This window comes from Alcaligenes sp. SORT26, from assembly GCF_017377875.1.
Taxonomy (GTDB): domain Bacteria; phylum Pseudomonadota; class Gammaproteobacteria; order Burkholderiales; family Burkholderiaceae_B; genus Alcaligenes; species Alcaligenes parafaecalis.
In genome coordinates this window covers 2,413,542-2,429,004 of the sequence record NZ_CP070975.1, presented here as the reverse complement: position 1 = coordinate 2,429,004, position 15,463 = coordinate 2,413,542, and the positions used below count along the sequence as shown (strand labels likewise).

Genomic DNA, 15,463 nt, shown 5'->3' with positions numbered 1-15,463 from the left:
GGCTCTGACTTTGTCCTTTTTGCGGTTAATCACGATGTGGCGCGTTTTTCTGTCTTTTCTGCTGATTTTCAACTGCGCGCTAAGCTCGGCTAATACGATTGTGCCGGTCGCTACGTCGGGAGAGCGGGTCGTCAAGGTCGAGCCCCGTATTCGAGACGACAAACTGTACATTGATGCCGACGTCGAGTTCGAGCTCAGTCCCGAATTACGCACCGCTGCCGAGAAAGGCGTGCCACTGTATTTCACGGTTGAAGTGGAATTGGCTCAGCCGCGTTGGTACTGGTTCGACAAGAATGTTGTTAAGGAACAACAGACTTGGCGGGTCGTGTACAACGCGCTGACTCGTCAGTGGCGCGTGGGCACCGGGGATCTGTCTTTGCCCGAATCCTCCATGAATGACGCATTGGCCATGCTGCGACATATTCGCGGCTGGCCCGTGGCTTATGTGGCTGATCTGGACCGCGACCAGGAATACCAAGGTCGTGTGCGTCTGCGCCTGGATACCTCTTTGCTGGCCCGTCCGTTCCAAGTGGACGCCATCAATAGTTCTGCCTGGACACTGGCTACTCCATGGAAAACCTTTTCCTTTTCCGTCTCCGTCGACGAGCCCCAACCTTGATCCGTTGGATCTTGCGCACCGCTCTGTTCGGGGCGGGCGTCAGCGCGTTGGCGCTGTTTTCGCTTCTTGTCTGGTCAACTGGCAATGCCTCGCGCTACGCGCAGCAATATGACTTGCTGCTGGTACTTAACGGGGTGCTGGCGGCCACGCTGATTTCCTGGGTGCTGTTGCTGACCATTCGTCTGTTCAGGCAGATACGCAGGCGTCAGTTTGGCGCTCGCATGACAGCGCGTTTCGCTTTTTATTTCACTTTGATCGGCATTATTCCGGGCGCACTGATTTATGTGCTGTCGGTTCAGTTCATGTCGCGCTCGATCGAGTCCTGGTTCAACGTGCGGGTGGATTCCGCGCTGGAATCGGGCTTGGCCTTGGGCCGCGCTGCGCTGGATTCGCAGCTCAATGAATTGGAAGGGCGCGCCAGTGAAATGGTGACGGCGCTTAATAAGGCCGATAGCTCGCAGTACAGCAGTCTGTTGATTTCCTTGCGCGAAAACAGTGGTGTCACCGAGGCCATGGTGTTTTCGGGCAATGGCCGTTTGATTGCCTTCTCGTCAGCACGCTACGACACCTTGCTGCCAGATATGCCGCCATCCAGCGTAATGAACCAGTTGCGTATCGCCGGTCGTTTTTCGGCAGCCGAAGTGGATGATGACGCCCCTGTGCACGATAACGGTCTGGACGAGGGCGGCGTGCCTACTGAGTCCACGGGTTTGCGTTTGCGTACGGTCTTGCCCTTGGCTGACCCCAATCGCTTTACGGCAACCTTGAGCGGTACGGCAGATTCGCGTTGGCTGCAGGTGATTCAGCCTGTGCCTGACAAGATCGCCCGCAATGCTAATCAGGTGCAGCAAGGCTTTCGGGACTATCAGGAGCTGGCGCTCTCCCGTCAGGGTTTGCGCAAGCTCTACGGTATTACGCTGACACTGGCTTTGATCCTGGCGGTGTTTACTGCTGTGGCGGCGGCGCTGGCGCTGTCACGTCGTCTGACTCGTCCTTTGCTGACGCTGGCGGCGGGGACGCAAGCCGTGGGGGTAGGGGATTATCGTGCCTTGCCAGAGCCTCCCGCCAAGGATGAGGTCGGCCAACTGACCCGCTCTTTCAATGCCATGACCCGGCAACTGGATGAAGCGCGGCGCATGGTCGAGAAAAACCGCCTGCAACTGGAACGCTCCAATATGTACCTGGAGTCGGTGCTCAGTAACTTGTCCAGCGGTGTGTTGGCCTTTGACGAGATGTTCCGCGTCACCATGTTCAACCAGGGGGCGCAGCGTATCTTGCAGGTGGACTTGCGCTCTATTAAAGGTCGTCCGCTGGAAACGCTGGAGGGGGCGCTGACGTTTGCGTCCGTGATTCGTGAGGCTTTTTCCACGCATCAGGCCATGGGTTCGGACCATCCATATTGGCAGCAGCAATTTGAATTGGAAATGAAAGAAGGTAATGAAGCGCGTGATACTATCGTCACCGTTTTAGCCCGTGGTACTTTGCTGCGTGTGGATGGTCAGCCAACCGGTTATCTGGTGGTGTTTGACGATATTACCGACGTGATTTCCGCCAGCCGTCTGGTGGCCTGGAGCGAGGTAGCCCGACGCTTGGCACACGAGATCAAGAACCCGCTTACCCCGATTCAGTTGTCTGCTGAACGTCTGGCCATGAAACTGGAGTCGCAGTTGGACGAGGTCCATGCGGCCATGCTGCTGCGCTATACCAATACCATCGTCAATCAGGTCAGCTCCCTGAAAAAGATGGTGGAAGATTTCCGCGAATATGCCCGTAAACCCGCTACGCAGATGCAAGCCCTGAATCTGAACGAGCTGATCACTGAAGTACTGACGTTATATGGTTGGGACCCGGAAGAGGGCATGGTCCGGGACGATGGGTATAGTGTGGCGATTGATGTGGAACTGGACCCCGATTTACCCATGGTGCAAGGGGACCCCACACAGTTACGCCAGGTTATTCATAATCTGCTGGCCAATGCTCGTGAAGCGGCTGCCCAGGATCAATCACTTGACCAGGCGCATGTATTTGTTAAAACCATGATTGCGGGCGTAGAAGGTTCCGACTCTTGTGCCGTCAGTTTTGTGGTGTCAGATAACGGGCCTGGTTTTGATCCCCAGATGTTGGTGCGCGTTTTTGAACCTTATGTCACCACCAAGCCCACCGGCACGGGTCTGGGACTTGCTATAGTTAAGAAAATCATCGAGGAGCACGGCGGCAGAATCGATGTTTCCAATCGTCGTGAGGGGGGGGCTCGCATTTCCATCCTCTTTACCCGGCTTGCTGGCCAGCATATTCGTCTGGACTCTGGGCGGCGAGCAAACGATAATGCGTAAAAATCGCGTAGGTGACGTTTTATGGCCAGAATTCTGGTAGTTGATGACGAAATCGGCATTCGGGAACTTTTGTCGGAAATTCTTTACGACGAAGGGCACACCGTGCAATTGGCAGAAAATGCCGCCCAGGCTCGCGAGGCACGCTTGCGGGGCCGCCCCGATCTGGTCTTGCTGGATATCTGGATGCCAGACACTGACGGTGTCAGCCTGCTCAAAGAGTGGGCCTCCCAAGGCTTGCTGGATATGCCTGTGGTCATGATGAGCGGCCACGCCACGGTGGACACCGCGGTGGAAGCAACCCGTATTGGTGCGGTGGACTTCCTGGAAAAACCCATCACCATGCAGCGTTTGCTGAAAACAGTGGCCTCAGGTCTGGAGCGCACGGTTGCGCCCAAGGCTTTGGCAGCGGCTGCTCGCCCAGTGGTTCAAGGTGGTGATCGTCGCCCTGAAGCCGCGACAATGGTTCCTGGCATGGCGCCTGCCATGGCGGTGGCTGAGGTCGAACAGGATGAGTCCCAGCTAGGCAGCATTTCTTTGGATCTGCCTTTGCGTGAAGCGCGTGACGAGTTCGAGCGCATTTATTTTGAATATCATCTGCGCCGCGAAAATCACAGCATGACGCGAGTCTCGGAACGCACCGGACTGGAGCGCACCCACTTGTACCGCAAGCTCAAGCAGTTGGGTATCGACTCCTCGCGCAAGCGTAACCAGTCCTGATACAGTAGTTACCAAATACGTGGCCGGAAGGAGTCTGGCCTGCCCCAACGCTGCGGGTGAATGCAGCCTTAGGGATGTTTGGATTGAGGCGGCCATTTCAGGCCGCCTGGCTGCTTAGAGAGCGGCCACGGATGCCGCAACAGGCAATGCCTGCAGCTTGGTCACGGTATCCAGGCAGGTACGGGCCGCTTCCTGGCCCTTGAGCACAAAGTGACGGTGGAAGTAGTCGTGGTGCTCTTTGCCATCATGGAAATGGTGCGGAGTCAGTACGACCGAGAACACAGGCACGTTGGTGCTGAGTTGTACTTGCATCAAGCCCTGAATCACTGCGGTAGCCACAAAGTCGTGGCGATAGATACCGCCATCAACAACCAGACCCGCAGCGACGATAGCGGCGTATTGCCCGGACTGGGCCAGACGCTGTGCATGCAGTGGAATTTCAAATGCGCCGCCTACTTCAAAGAAGTCGATCAGGCTGCTGTCGTGGCCCATTGCTTTGACCTCGTCGACAAAACCCTGGCGGGCCTGATCAACAATGTCTTTGTGCCAGCAAGCTTGAATAAAGGCGATGCGGGGAGCCAGAAGATTGGCTGGAGTAATACTGTTCATCTTGATTTCCTGTTTTATGACAACAAAAACAGGGCATGCAGGAAGCAGGATAGCTCAAGCCCATAGCGGGATCACTCCCGGCGAGGGTGTTGAGGATATCCCGTTCTCTCTTTATCCGGACTATACCGTCGGCCCCGGAATCACACCGGGTCTGCTGTCCCTGACCTAAGGTCAGGCGCTCGCGGGCTAGGCTAGTGCCATTACCGCCGGTGGGGACTTGCACCCCGCCCTGAGAACGTAGTTGGCCGGAGAGGCCAACTGAGCGAGTGTACCGCTAAACCATTTTTTTGTCAGAGCTGGCCGGAGCTTGGGTTGCCAGTGGCAGCAGCAAGCGAAGGGTGCAGTGGGGGCCAGGCAGAAACTGGGCTTGGCCGCCATGACGCAGCAGAATCTGGCGCACAATCGTCAGCCCCAATCCCGCCCCTTTGCTGGCACTGTCTTGCTTGTGAAAGCGTTCAAAAGCCAAGTGGGCGGTTTGCGCATCCAGGGCGCTGCCCTGATCACTGATGTCGATGGCGCAGCTATCCGCCTGTGGCTGATGCAGGCGTAGCGTGACAGTGTCTTTACCGTGGGTCAGCGCATTGTCCAGCGCATTGGCGATTGCCTCAGCCAAATCAGCCTCGCAGGCCAGCACCAGGTCTTGTGGGCTGTCATCCTGAAATTGAAGTTCACGTCCGGCTTGCTCAAACAGGGGCCATAGCTCTCCCATGACACGTCGGCATAGCGGGGCTAATGCGGTTTTATCGACCAGTTCTGTGGGCTGTTCCTGTTTGCGCGCAAGGCTTAGCCATTGGCTGACCAAACGCTGCAAATGGGCAATGTCTTCGCGCAGTAAATCCCAGTCTTTGTCGTCGTGATGTTGAGCCGTTTGCAGCCGTAAAGACATGACCGCCAAGGGCGTACGCAATTGATGAGCGGCATCTGCAACCAATTGTTGTTCATGGCGATAGGCCTGCATCAGACGGTCCAAGCTTTGATTGACCGCCTGCGCCAAAGGGCGGATTTCTTTGGGCAGTTCCGTGACTGGCAAGCGCAGCTCGGGTTGTGCGGGTCCCAGTGTAGCGGCCAGGCTTGCCGCTTGCCGTACCGGGCGCAAGGTCCAGTGTATGAGCCAGGCAATCAGCAACAGGCCCACCGCACAGACTGGCAGCCATAAGAGCAGAGAGCGCCACATGCGGGTTTGCAGCAAAGCCCCGATCAGTTCACGCTCGCGTTGATCCTGTTTGGCGACCATCAGGATCTCGCCAGTGGGCAGCGTCACCGAAACGGATACGACATAGCCGCTACGGTGTTTCAGCTTGAATAGAGCCAGTTCGTCCTCGGGCTGGGCAGGGCGCAGGCGTCGTGGGATTTCCAGATTGGAGGAGGCCTGGAGTAGGGCTCCCTGGGCACTGTAGAGCGAGTAGGACATTTCTCCACCGGCGTACTGCCGTGGCAAGCTATCCAGCGATTCTTCTGGCCTGAAGTCCCGGGCAATTTCTTCGGCTTGCAGAAAAAGACTGATGCGGCGCAGCTCGTCCCGGGTATCGAACAGGGAGACGGCCAAAGCACAAAAACCCAAGGCCAGCATCAGTAGCAGGCTGATCAGGAGCCGCCTGCGCAGGCTGAAAGCGCGCTTGCTCACAGGGCACGCAAACGGTAGCCAACACCTCGAACCGTGTCGATGCACACAAGTGCATTGTGATCACGCAGCTTGCGGCGCAGTTTGGAGATCAAGGCTTCGATGGCATTCAGGCTGATCTCGGTCTGACTGTTGTAGAGCTGCTCCAGCAAGTAATCCTTGACCAGCAAACGTGGGCTGGCCTGCATCAGTTCCAGCAACAGCACACTTTCCCGACGCGGCAGCATCAAGGCCTGGTCATTCACCCAGGCTTGTCGGACTTCGGGTTCGAATCGCAGATTGGCGATGATCAGTTGCTGATAGCGATGGGGGGCAGCCCGCCGCAAGATCGCACTAAGGCGTGCTTCCAGTTCAACCAGATCAAATGGTTTGAGCAGGTAGTCATCCGCACCGCCACGTAGTCCTTGAATGCGATTGTGGACCGCGTCACGGGCGCTCAGGATCAGGCAGGGCAGGCGTTGGCTGCGGTCTGGATGATGCAACTGAGCCAGAATTTCCATGCCATCCATATCGGGCAGCCCCAGATCCAGAATCAGGGCGTCAAAGCTGTGCTCTTGGAGCAGGGCCAAGCCAATCCGGCCGGTGGTAGCCGTGCGGATAGCGTATCCCTGCCCTTGCAAATGGGTCGCCAGCAGGCTCAGCAAAGGCCTGTGGTCTTCAATGATCAGAATGTTTTTCATCAGACTACGGTCAGAAACCGGGCTCATGATAGTAGCAAATAGAAATGAGTTTGGTTCGTATTATAAATAATGGAAGAAGCCGTGATGAAAATGAAAACGGGCCTTTGCTGGCCCTTGGCTGCCTTGTCCCTGGCATGCATGTCTGCCTGGGCGCAGGAACGTAATGAAGTCGAGCAGTTAAGTACTATCTCTGTGACTGCCTCGGGGTTTGCGCAGGAAGTGGTGACGGCACCGGCTTCCATCACGGTCATCCCGCGTGAGGAGCTGGAGGGCAAGCGCTTCGAGTCCTTGGCCGATGCCTTGCGGCAGGTGCCGGGCGTCAGCGTTTTGGGGGGCGACAAAGGAGCTATCTCGATCCGTGGCATGGAGTCCGAGCACGTGCTGGTTCTGATTGATGGCCGTCGTCAGGATATGCGCCAGATCACCATGAAGGGCGGGGTGTCTGAAGCACTGGATATGAACTGGATTCCCCCGCTGGAAGCCATTGAGCGTATCGAAGTGGTGCGTGGCCCCATGTCCACGCTGTACGGCTCGGAGGCCTTGGGCGGGGTGATCAATATCGTCACGCGCAAAGTGGCTGATAAATGGCACGGTTCGGTGACGGGTGGCTATACCTTGCAAGACAGTGGCTCGGCAGGAAATAGTGGCTCGGCTGATTTGTATCTGTCCGGCCCTATCGTGCCGGGTCGCCTGGGTTTGCAATTCTGGGGTTATCACAAGCAGCGTCAGGAAGATCAGGTTCTGAATGGTTTTGCGCGTGCTAAACGCCAAAACGGCACCGTGCGTTTGTGGGCCACCCCGAATGCCAATCACGAATTCATGTTTGAAGCGGGGCGTACGACTCAGCACTTCTGGACTACTCCTGGCAAGTCCTTGGCATTGACCGGCAAGGCAAATGAAAATGAATATGTGCGCGACACCTACACACTGGCGCACACAGGGCGTTGGGACGCTTTTGATACCGAATTGAGCATCAACCGGGAGCAGGCTTACCGCGATGGCCCCACCCAGAGCGCACGCCCCGATATACGCAACACCGTGATTGATGGCAAGCTCACTATGCCTCTGGCTGATCACATGCTGGTCGGCGGGTTTCAGTGGCGTAAAAGCGAGCTGAAGGCCGATGGCTATTACGCCAATCCGAATGGCGCAGGCGTGGATACCTCGGTGCGTGAGTACTCCTTGTTCCTGGAAGATGAATGGAGTCTGTCCCCGTCCTTTGCGCTGACGGCAGGTGTGCGCATGGATGATAACGAGTTCTATGGCCGCCACTGGACTCCACGCCTATATGGCGTGTGGAGTGCCACGGATGCCTGGACGCTGAAAGGCGGGATTGCCAAAGGCTTCAAGTCGCCCACGATTATGCAAAGCAATCCGCAGATCGGTTTGCCGCAGCGTGGTGGTGCCTACACCTGGGGTAATCCGGATCTGGAACCTGAAGTCAGCACCAACGTGGAGCTGGGCTTGTACTTTGATGACGGCGGGCCACTGAGCGGCAATGCGACCTTGTTCCACACGCGTTACAAGAACAAGATTGCCAATACGGGTTCGCGTCAGTTGTATTACCCCGATGGCCGTCCCGTGCCACCGGACCCATACACCAACAGCATGTACAGCACCTACTTCAACATTACTGAAGCGCGTGTGCAGGGTCTGGAGCTGGGTTTGGCCTACCGCTTCAACGATCAGTGGAAATTGCGCGGTAGCTATACCTTCACGGACTCCAAAGTGCGTAACGGAAGCGCCACTATTCTGGGCTTCGGGTACCCACAATCTGAAGGTCAGCCCCTGGTTGCGACCCCTCGCATGGGTAGCCTGACGGTGGACTGGACGCCGAATGAAGCCGTGTCCGCCTTCTCGACCCTGAATGTACGTGGTCGTGAAACCAATATTTCCTGGGGGCAGGGTGGGGCGGTCAGCGACAGCATGGGAACGATTGCAACCATTGATCTGGGTGCAAGCTGGCGCGCCAGAAAAGCCCTGAGCTTGAGTGCCGCCATCTATAACCTGACAGACCGTCGTCGTGATTCAGGTACAAACGGCGCTTACTCCTACGCGGAAGATGGCCGACGCTTCTGGTTGCAGGGGGAGTACCGCTTCTAGGCGGGAGTGTTATTCCTGGGGTTTGGGGCGGCGGCTGATGGTGGAAATAGGCACGCTGACCTCACCCAGGGTGCTGCGACGGCTACGGGCACGCCAGGCGTGTCCGTAGGCAATTTCCAGGCTCAGATGCAAAGTGCCATCCATATGGCGCTGTTTTTCCAAAGCATTGAGCAGGCGTTGACGCCACGGCAGGGTACTGAGACTGGCTTTGCGTTGGGGATGCGGGTTGCCACCCAGCAGACGTAAATCATCCAGCAGTTTTTCAGCGCTACGATAGGTCAGGGTTACGACTTCCTGGTCCATGACGGGGTCTGCAAAGCCGTTTTCCAGCAGCAAGTCCCCAAAGTCGTGCATATCCACGAATTCCAGTGTCTGGGTGCCCAGATCGGCCTGCTCCATGGCGCTGCGCAGTTCAGCCAAAGAGCCCGGGCCCAGGCAAGAGAACATGACCAGCGTTTCGGGTTTGAGCAAGCGGTTCCATTCCGCCAGCACCCGATGAGGTTCAGGGTGCCAGTGCAGGGCCATATTTGACCAGACCAGTTCCTGGCTTTCGGCAGGCAAGCCGCTTTCGGCCATATCGGCATGAACCCAACTGGCTGCCGGGGTGGGTTGATTGCGTAGTTTCTGCCACAGACTGGGCTTGGCCTGGTAGCGCTCGCGAGCGACTTCCAGCAGTTTTTCACTGCGATCCAGCCCGGTGTAAATCATGTCCGGGTAGCGGGAACGCAAGGGTTCCAGCGCGTGGCTGGCACCACAACCTGCGTCCAGAATATGAGTGGGCTGCAAACGCACCAGGGCCAGTCGGGACAACATCCGCTGTGCGACTTCACCATAAAGAAACTGAGCATGATCCAGGGGAGCGCGGCGATTGAATTGCTGCTCGACGTGGGCGGAGTTGATTGGCAAAGAAGGTAACTGGGACATAGTTGCGCGGACGTTGCTGGCCTGGATCAGTGGCGTGTGCTGTGATCAGGTCAGCCTGGCTCTGAAAGGTAATGATCTATTATGGCGCATCCCCTGTTCCGGCGCGAGTCGCCCAACCGTCTTGTAGGGATTCCTCTGCTGGCGCGACCCTGTGTACTGTGTGGTCTGCGCTCGCAAACTGGCGCGCTGTGCGTTCTGTGCCGGGACGCGCTGGGCGCAGCGGCTCAAGGTTTGCGTTGTCTGCGTTGTGCCTTGGCCTTGCCGCCGCTGGCTTTATTGGCTTGCCCGGATTGCGGTGCGGGGCAGATAAGCTTGCACGTCACGGTCACAGGATTCGATTATGAACATCCTGGCGATATGTTGATCCATGCGTTTAAAATTTCACGTCGGCTGGAAATGGCGGCGGTACTGGCTGAGCTGATGGTGCAGCAATGGCGCTGTCAGGGTCCACCCTTGCATTCAGATACCTGGGTAATACCGGTGCCGTCCCACCGCCGCGCTTTGCATCGTCGGGGTTTTAATCCGGCAGCGGTACTGGCCAAGCGTGTGGCACGCTTATTGGGTTTGTCGGCTCATTTGCATCTGGTTGCGTCGCAGTCTCGGCATGATCAGGCCCAGAAGTCTTTGGGACGTCAGGCGCGCAGACAGGCTATGCGGGGGGCTTTTACAGTGCTGGAGCCACTAGAGGGGCGGTCTGTACTGCTGGTTGATGATGTGTTGACCACAGGGGCCACGTTGGACTCTTTGGCGCGGGCTTGCCGTTCGGCGGGCGCGGGCGCTGTGTATGCCCTGGTTGCTGCCCGGGCGCCCTGGAAATTGAAGGCACGCTAGCCTTGTATACTTCGCCGCTGACGCGCGGCTTTTCTTTGCATTTTTTCTGCATTTTTTAGGTTCTTCATGTTTCATATCGTCCTGGTTTCGCCCGAGATCCCTCCCAACACGGGTAACGTCATTCGACTGGCGGCTAATACAGGGTGTGTCCTGCACTTGGTGCGGCCCTTGGGCTTTGAGCTGGAAGACAGCAAGCTGCGCCGTGCCGGGCTGGATTATCACGAGTGGGCGCAGGTGAAGGTACATGACAGCCTGGAAGAAGCCTTGCAGGCTACGGGCTCTGCGCCTGATCGCGCGTTTGCCCTGACTACACGTGGCAGCCATTTGCTGGCTGAGCAAAGTTTTCAGCCAGGTGATGTATTTGTGTTTGGCCGCGAAACTGCCGGTTTGTCTGCTGAGCAACTTGCGCTGTTTCCCAACGAGCAGCGGATTCGCCTGCCCATGTTGACGGGGCAACGCAGCTTGAACCTGTCTAACGCTGTGGCGATTTGTGTGTTTGATGCCTGGCGGCAAGCGGGTTACGAAGGTGGTGTTTAAGCTCGGGCAGAGGTAAGTAGCAAGCTTGGGTCTTGGATCGAGGCACTACGTCAAACTTGTCATTTAGCAGCGTGTATGACGAATTCTGTTGAAGTGATGAGGGCTGGGAAATCTTGTGTTAGAGCTTTTTTGTGCTTTGACACCACAGGAACAAGACTCAAGAAGCGGAAGCTTGTTACGGGACACGCTGACTTACACGTGTTTATTTTCTGTTGATAGTCTCAAAGAAAACGGCCCTACAAACGAAGAGTTTGCAGGGCCGTTCTTGTGGAATCCAGTTGTTGGTTTTATTCCAGCGACAGGTTCAATCGTTCAATCACCTCATCCCAACGAGCTTTGTCGGCAATGATCTTGTCCGTCATTTCTTGCGGCGTTGATGGCTCGGCCGAGAAGTAAAAAGCGTTGAGCTTGGCCTTGATATCGTCGCGTTGCAGGATGGTGGTGACTTCCTGGTTCAGACGTTTGACCACATCATCCGAGGTGTTGTGCGGCACAAAGAAAGCGTCCCAGGAAATTGCCTCGAAGTTTTCCAGGCCAGCTTGGGCCATGGTGTTCAGGCCGGGAAGCAGTTCGCTGGGCTGCAAGGAAGTCACCGCCAGGGCTTTAACCTTGCCTGCTTCGACCTGGGGCATGGCAATGCCGGGAACCATAAAGGCCGCGTCAATGTCGCCACCAATAATGGCGGTCAGGATTTGCGGGAAGCCCGAGTAAGGGATTTGTTCCAGCTTGATATCGACAGCGTGCTCCAGCATGGCCATGGCCAGGTGGGCCGAGCTGCCGGGGCCGACCGAACCGTAGTTCAATTCGCCGGGGCGAGACTTGGCCAGGGCAATGAATTCTTCCACGGTGTTGGCGGGCGAGTTCGCCGGTACCACCAGTACGTTGGGGCTGGTGCCAATCATGGAGATGGCCTGCAAGTCCTTCAGCGGGTCGTAACCCAGCGAAGTCTTGTACAGGGTAGGGGCAGTCACCATGGGGCCATTGATGGTCAGCAGCAGGGTGTAGCCGTCGGGTTTGGCGTGGGCCACAAAGCGGGTGCCGATATTGCCACCAGCACCGGGACGGTTATCAACAATGACGGTCTGGCCCAGAGCTTGGGACAGAGGCTCGGAAATGGCACGGGCCAAGGCGTCAGGCGAGGAGCCTGCCGGGAAGGGCACCACCATTTGAATGGGACGCTCGGGCCAACTGGATTGGGCTTGAGCCGAGTGCGCCAGCAAACCGGTGCAGGCCAGCCCCAGAACGGAGCGGATCAGAAGATCACGAGAACGAGCAAGCAATGACATTGTTTTGATTCTGAGTAAGAGACGGTTGACCGCAGGTCTGGCAGCGCGGGTCAGGTGCCAGATCGGGCAGACGAAGGTATTAGTGGCCTTCCTGCTTGGCCTCGCGGGTTAACAAGGCGTGGACAGCTTCGCGCGGGGCCAGTTGTTCAAACAGGATCTGGCAGACCGCTGCGGTAATCGGTAGTTCAATCTGGTGCGCCCGGCCCATTTCCAGAACCGAACGGGCACAGCGCACACCTTCGGCGGTAATGCCGGTGGCCAGGATGCTGTCCAGGCTTTCGCCTGCACCCAGCGCCAGGCCCACTTGGCGGTTGCGGGACAATTCGCCCGTGGCTGTCAGCACCAGATCACCCAAACCTGCCAGACCAGAGAAGGTTTCTGCCTGACCACCTAATGCGACGCCCAGGCGCTGCATTTCAGCCAAACCTCGGGTAATCAGGGCGGCACGGGCGTTGTGGCCCAGGCCCAGTGCATCGGCAATGCCACAGGCAATAGCCATAATGTTTTTGACAGCACCGCCCACTTCCACACCGATCATGTCGGTGCTGGTGTAAAGACGGGCTTGTTTGCCATGCAGAGCCTCCAGGGCAATGCCGGCCATATCAGCAGGCTCGCAAGCCAGAGTCAGCGCAACAGGCAGGCCTTTGGCGACTTCCAGGGCGAACGAGGGGCCAGAGAGCACGGCACGGCCTAACCAGGGATGGTCGGGCAGGCTTTCACGCACAATCTGGTGGGGCAATAAACCGGTTTCCTGATGAAAACCTTTGCAGGTCCACACCAGAAGGACGGGATGACGACGTGTCGCAGGCAAATGCTGCGCCAGGTCCAGACAGGTTTGCGCCAGACCACGCACAGGTACACCCAGAATCAGCAGGGCAGGGCCGGTGTCGTCGCCCAGGGCGAAATCCATGACTTGCTGCAGGCTGTCGCTGGCCTGTAGCGATTCGGGCAGCAAGACATCGGGCAAGTACGCAGGGTTGCGATGATCCTGCCCGATGGCTTGCGCCGTTGATGCTTTGCGCGCCCAGACCATCGTGGGAGCCTGGGTGCTGGTCAGGGCGGCCAGTGCCGTGCCCCAGCTTCCAGCGCCCAGAACTGCAACACGAACGGGAGTGTGCGCGTTTGACATCATTAAGCCTGCAAAGGCTGGCCGTCCGCTTGTGCGGCACCTTGTTGCTGCGCCATGCGCTGCTCGTACAGAGACTGGAAGTTCACTTCAGTCAGGTGCAAGGCAGGCAAGGATGTGCGGTTGATGGCATCAGCCACGGCAGCACGCAAGTAGGGGTACAGCATGGTGGGGCACACAATGCCCAGCAGAGGCTCAAGTTGCTCTTCAGGGATGTTGGCGGCTTCAAAAATACCGGCCTGGGTGGCTTCCACCAGGTACATGACCTTGTCGCCAATGCGAGTGGTCACAGTGGCGGTTACGGTGCTTTCGTAGACCGTGTCAGCCAGGCGTTGGCCGCCCACATTGATGGACACTTCCACGGAAGGGGCCTCTTGCTCCAGAAAGATCTGGGGAGCGTGGGGCATTTCGATGGACAGGTCTTTGATGTAGGTGCGCTGCAGGCTGAAGCTGGGTTGTTGAGCTTCTTGTTCAGCGGCTGGGGTGTTCTGGTCGGCCATGGGTGATCCTATGGGATAAAAAAATTGTTAGAAAAAAAATCAGGCGGCCAGCAGAGGCAGCAAGCCACCTTCGCGGTCCAAAGCGGCCAGATCATCGTAGCCACCTACATGGGTGTCGCCAATGTAGATTTGGGGAACGGTACGCCGACCGGTGCGCTCCATCATGAGGGCGCGCTGTTCGGGTTCGCGATCAATCATGATTTTATTGATTTCAGTTACGCCGCGTTGCTTGAGCAGCATTTCAGCGCGCACACAATAGGGGCACACCATTGTGGAGTACATCGTGACTTTTGCCATGAGAGCCTCGTAGAAGGGGAGCTTACGATTTTTTGACGGGCAGGCTCGATTGCAGCCAACCCTGAATACCGCCTTGCAGTGTGTAGGCTTCGTTGATGCCGTGCTTGCGCAGAACGGCCACGCTGCGCGGGGCGCTGCGGCCGGTGTCACACACCAGAATGACAGGCTTGTCTTTGGGCAGCGCGCTGGCCTTGGCGTCAAGGTCGGCAGCAGGAATGTTGCGAGATTGTGCAATTGCCCCGGCTTTGAACTGATCGGCGCTGCGCAGATCAATCAAAATGGCGTCTTTCTGGTTTACCATCTGTACCGCTTCAGCGCTTGAAACTGCGCGCCCGGCACGGCCTTTGAAAAAGCTGGGTATTAACAGCATAATGCCGGCAAGCACCGCAATTGCTAAAATTAGAAGATTGTTCTGACTTAAGATGAAGTCCACGTTAAATCCTGTTGATTACCAAGAAAAGCAAGAAAAAAGGGCAAGATCACACGATTATAGAGTGGCGCCAATTTTTCAACCTCGAGGCTGTTTTTACCATGTATAAACTTGTACTGATGCGGCACGGCGAAAGCCAGTGGAACCTGGAGAACCGGTTTACTGGCTGGACCGATGTCGATCTTACCGAAACCGGGCGTCAACAGGCAAAGCAAGCCGGTGACTTGCTGAAAGAAAACGGTTTTGAGTTCGACCTGGCTTTCGCCTCGGTCCTCAAGCGCGCTATCCGTACTCTGTGGATCGCCCTGGATTCGATGGACGCCATGCACACCCCCGTGGGTTTGAGCTGGCGCCTGAACGAACGCCATTATGGTGCTTTACAAGGCTTAAATAAAGCCGAAACCGCACAAAAGTATGGTGAAGACCAGGTCCTGGTCTGGCGTCGTGCCTACGCGATCGCTCCCGATCCTGTCGCCGTGGACGATCCACGCAACCCACGCTTTGATGCCCGCTACGCCCGCGTGCCGGACGATCAACTGCCTCGCACCGAGTGTCTGCAAGACACCGTGGCCCGCGTGGTGCCTTTCTGGGACGAGTCTATCGCCCCTGCGATTCGCTCCGGCCGTCGTGTGCTGGTGACTGCTCACGGCAACAGCCTGCGCGCACTGATCAAGCACCTGGATGGCATCTCCGACGAGGACATCGTTCACCTGAACATTCCTACCGGCCAGCCTCTGGTGTACGAACTGGACGAAAACCTGCGTCCTATCCGCCATTACTACCTGGGTGACCAGGCAGCGATTGAGGCCCAGATGCAAGCCGTCGCCAATCAGGGCAAGGCGCAGTAAAA

At 57.2% G+C, this 15,463-nt stretch carries 16 protein-coding genes and 1 riboswitch; of the genes, 7 read left to right on the top strand and 9 right to left on the bottom strand.

The window, feature by feature from the left end; translation table 11 throughout:
• Window positions 1-34: 34 nt before the first annotated feature.
• The 3 genes from JYG33_RS11205 to JYG33_RS11195 are packed head-to-tail and all read left to right on the top strand — an operon-like array spanning window position 35 to window position 3,669.
• Window positions 35-619 (top strand): DUF4390 domain-containing protein, encoded by a 585-nt coding sequence (locus tag JYG33_RS11205; RefSeq protein WP_207872330.1) that lies wholly within the window; start codon window positions 35-37, stop codon window positions 617-619.
• Window positions 619-2,952, top strand: a complete 2,334-nt coding sequence (locus JYG33_RS11200; protein ID WP_207875824.1) for an ATP-binding protein — start codon at window positions 619-621, stop codon at window positions 2,950-2,952. The genes JYG33_RS11205 and JYG33_RS11200 overlap by 1 nt, the downstream gene beginning before the upstream one ends.
• 21 nt (window positions 2,953-2,973) lie before the next feature.
• On the top strand, window positions 2,974-3,669 hold the full coding sequence (locus JYG33_RS11195) for a response regulator (RefSeq protein WP_207872329.1): 696 nt from the start codon (window positions 2,974-2,976) through the stop codon (window positions 3,667-3,669).
• Window positions 3,670-3,783: 114 nt separating this feature from the next.
• On the opposite strand, the gene JYG33_RS11190 is transcribed toward JYG33_RS11195, so the two are convergent.
• The 3 genes from JYG33_RS11190 to JYG33_RS11180 all read right to left on the bottom strand — a co-directional run bounded on the left by JYG33_RS11190 (window position 3,784) and on the right by JYG33_RS11180 (window position 6,606).
• Complete coding sequence (locus JYG33_RS11190) at window positions 3,784-4,278, bottom strand: 6,7-dimethyl-8-ribityllumazine synthase (protein WP_207872328.1); 495 nt, start codon at window positions 4,276-4,278, stop codon at window positions 3,784-3,786.
• A 98-nt stretch (window positions 4,279-4,376) separates the two neighbouring features.
• A riboswitch (FMN riboswitch) is annotated at window positions 4,377-4,519 on the bottom strand.
• A 33-nt stretch (window positions 4,520-4,552) separates the two neighbouring features.
• On the bottom strand, window positions 4,553-5,902 hold the full coding sequence (locus JYG33_RS11185) for a HAMP domain-containing sensor histidine kinase (RefSeq protein ID WP_207872327.1): 1,350 nt from the start codon (window positions 5,900-5,902) through the stop codon (window positions 4,553-4,555).
• Complete coding sequence (locus tag JYG33_RS11180; protein WP_243430153.1) at window positions 5,899-6,606, bottom strand: response regulator transcription factor; 708 nt, start codon at window positions 6,604-6,606, stop codon at window positions 5,899-5,901. The genes JYG33_RS11185 and JYG33_RS11180 overlap by 4 nt, the downstream gene beginning before the upstream one ends.
• 57 nt (window positions 6,607-6,663) lie before the next feature.
• Here JYG33_RS11180 and JYG33_RS11175 point away from each other — a divergent pair, with 57 nt between their 5' ends.
• Window positions 6,664-8,682, top strand: coding sequence for a TonB-dependent receptor (locus tag JYG33_RS11175; protein ID WP_207875822.1), 2,019 nt, complete (start codon window positions 6,664-6,666; stop codon window positions 8,680-8,682).
• Window positions 8,683-8,691: 9 nt separating this feature from the next.
• Here JYG33_RS11175 and JYG33_RS11170 read toward each other — a convergent pair whose 3' ends face one another.
• Window positions 8,692-9,606: a methyltransferase domain-containing protein gene (locus JYG33_RS11170; protein WP_207872326.1), complete on the bottom strand. Its 915-nt coding sequence runs from the start codon at window positions 9,604-9,606 to the stop codon at window positions 8,692-8,694.
• Between the two features lie 81 nt (window positions 9,607-9,687).
• On the opposite strand from JYG33_RS11170, the gene JYG33_RS11165 reads away from it, so the two are divergent.
• Both JYG33_RS11165 and JYG33_RS11160 read left to right on the top strand, forming a co-directional pair.
• Window positions 9,688-10,437, top strand: coding sequence for a phosphoribosyltransferase family protein (locus JYG33_RS11165; RefSeq protein ID WP_207872325.1), 750 nt, complete (start codon window positions 9,688-9,690; stop codon window positions 10,435-10,437).
• A gap of 66 nt (window positions 10,438-10,503) precedes the next feature.
• Window positions 10,504-10,974 carry a tRNA (cytidine(34)-2'-O)-methyltransferase gene (locus JYG33_RS11160; RefSeq protein ID WP_042486775.1) on the top strand — a complete coding sequence of 157 codons (471 nt, stop codon included), beginning with the start codon at window positions 10,504-10,506 and terminating at the stop codon, window positions 10,972-10,974.
• 287 nt (window positions 10,975-11,261) lie between these two features.
• Here JYG33_RS11160 and JYG33_RS11155 read toward each other — a convergent pair whose 3' ends face one another.
• From JYG33_RS11155 to JYG33_RS11135, 5 genes are all read right to left on the bottom strand, one after another.
• Window positions 11,262-12,260, bottom strand: coding sequence for a tripartite tricarboxylate transporter substrate binding protein (locus JYG33_RS11155; RefSeq protein ID WP_207872324.1), 999 nt, complete (start codon window positions 12,258-12,260; stop codon window positions 11,262-11,264).
• A 79-nt stretch (window positions 12,261-12,339) separates the two neighbouring features.
• Entirely contained in the window at window positions 12,340-13,389 is a 1,050-nt protein-coding gene (locus tag JYG33_RS11150; protein WP_207875821.1) for an NAD(P)H-dependent glycerol-3-phosphate dehydrogenase, read from the bottom strand.
• A 2-nt stretch (window positions 13,390-13,391) separates the two neighbouring features.
• Complete coding sequence (secB, locus tag JYG33_RS11145) at window positions 13,392-13,886, bottom strand: protein-export chaperone SecB (RefSeq protein ID WP_207872323.1); 495 nt, start codon at window positions 13,884-13,886, stop codon at window positions 13,392-13,394.
• Between the two features lie 39 nt (window positions 13,887-13,925).
• The gene (gene grxC / locus JYG33_RS11140) at window positions 13,926-14,183 is read right to left on the bottom strand and encodes a glutaredoxin 3 (RefSeq protein WP_009458616.1); all 258 of its coding nucleotides are present in this window, start codon (window positions 14,181-14,183) and stop codon (window positions 13,926-13,928) included.
• A 22-nt stretch (window positions 14,184-14,205) separates the two neighbouring features.
• Entirely contained in the window at window positions 14,206-14,616 is a 411-nt protein-coding gene (locus JYG33_RS11135; RefSeq protein WP_207872322.1) for a rhodanese-like domain-containing protein, read from the bottom strand.
• Between the two features lie 98 nt (window positions 14,617-14,714).
• On the opposite strand from JYG33_RS11135, the gene gpmA reads away from it, so the two are divergent.
• Window positions 14,715-15,461 carry a 2,3-diphosphoglycerate-dependent phosphoglycerate mutase gene (gene gpmA / locus JYG33_RS11130; RefSeq protein WP_207872321.1) on the top strand — a complete coding sequence of 249 codons (747 nt, stop codon included), beginning with the start codon at window positions 14,715-14,717 and terminating at the stop codon, window positions 15,459-15,461.
• The last annotated feature ends 2 nt before the right edge of the window (window positions 15,462-15,463 follow it).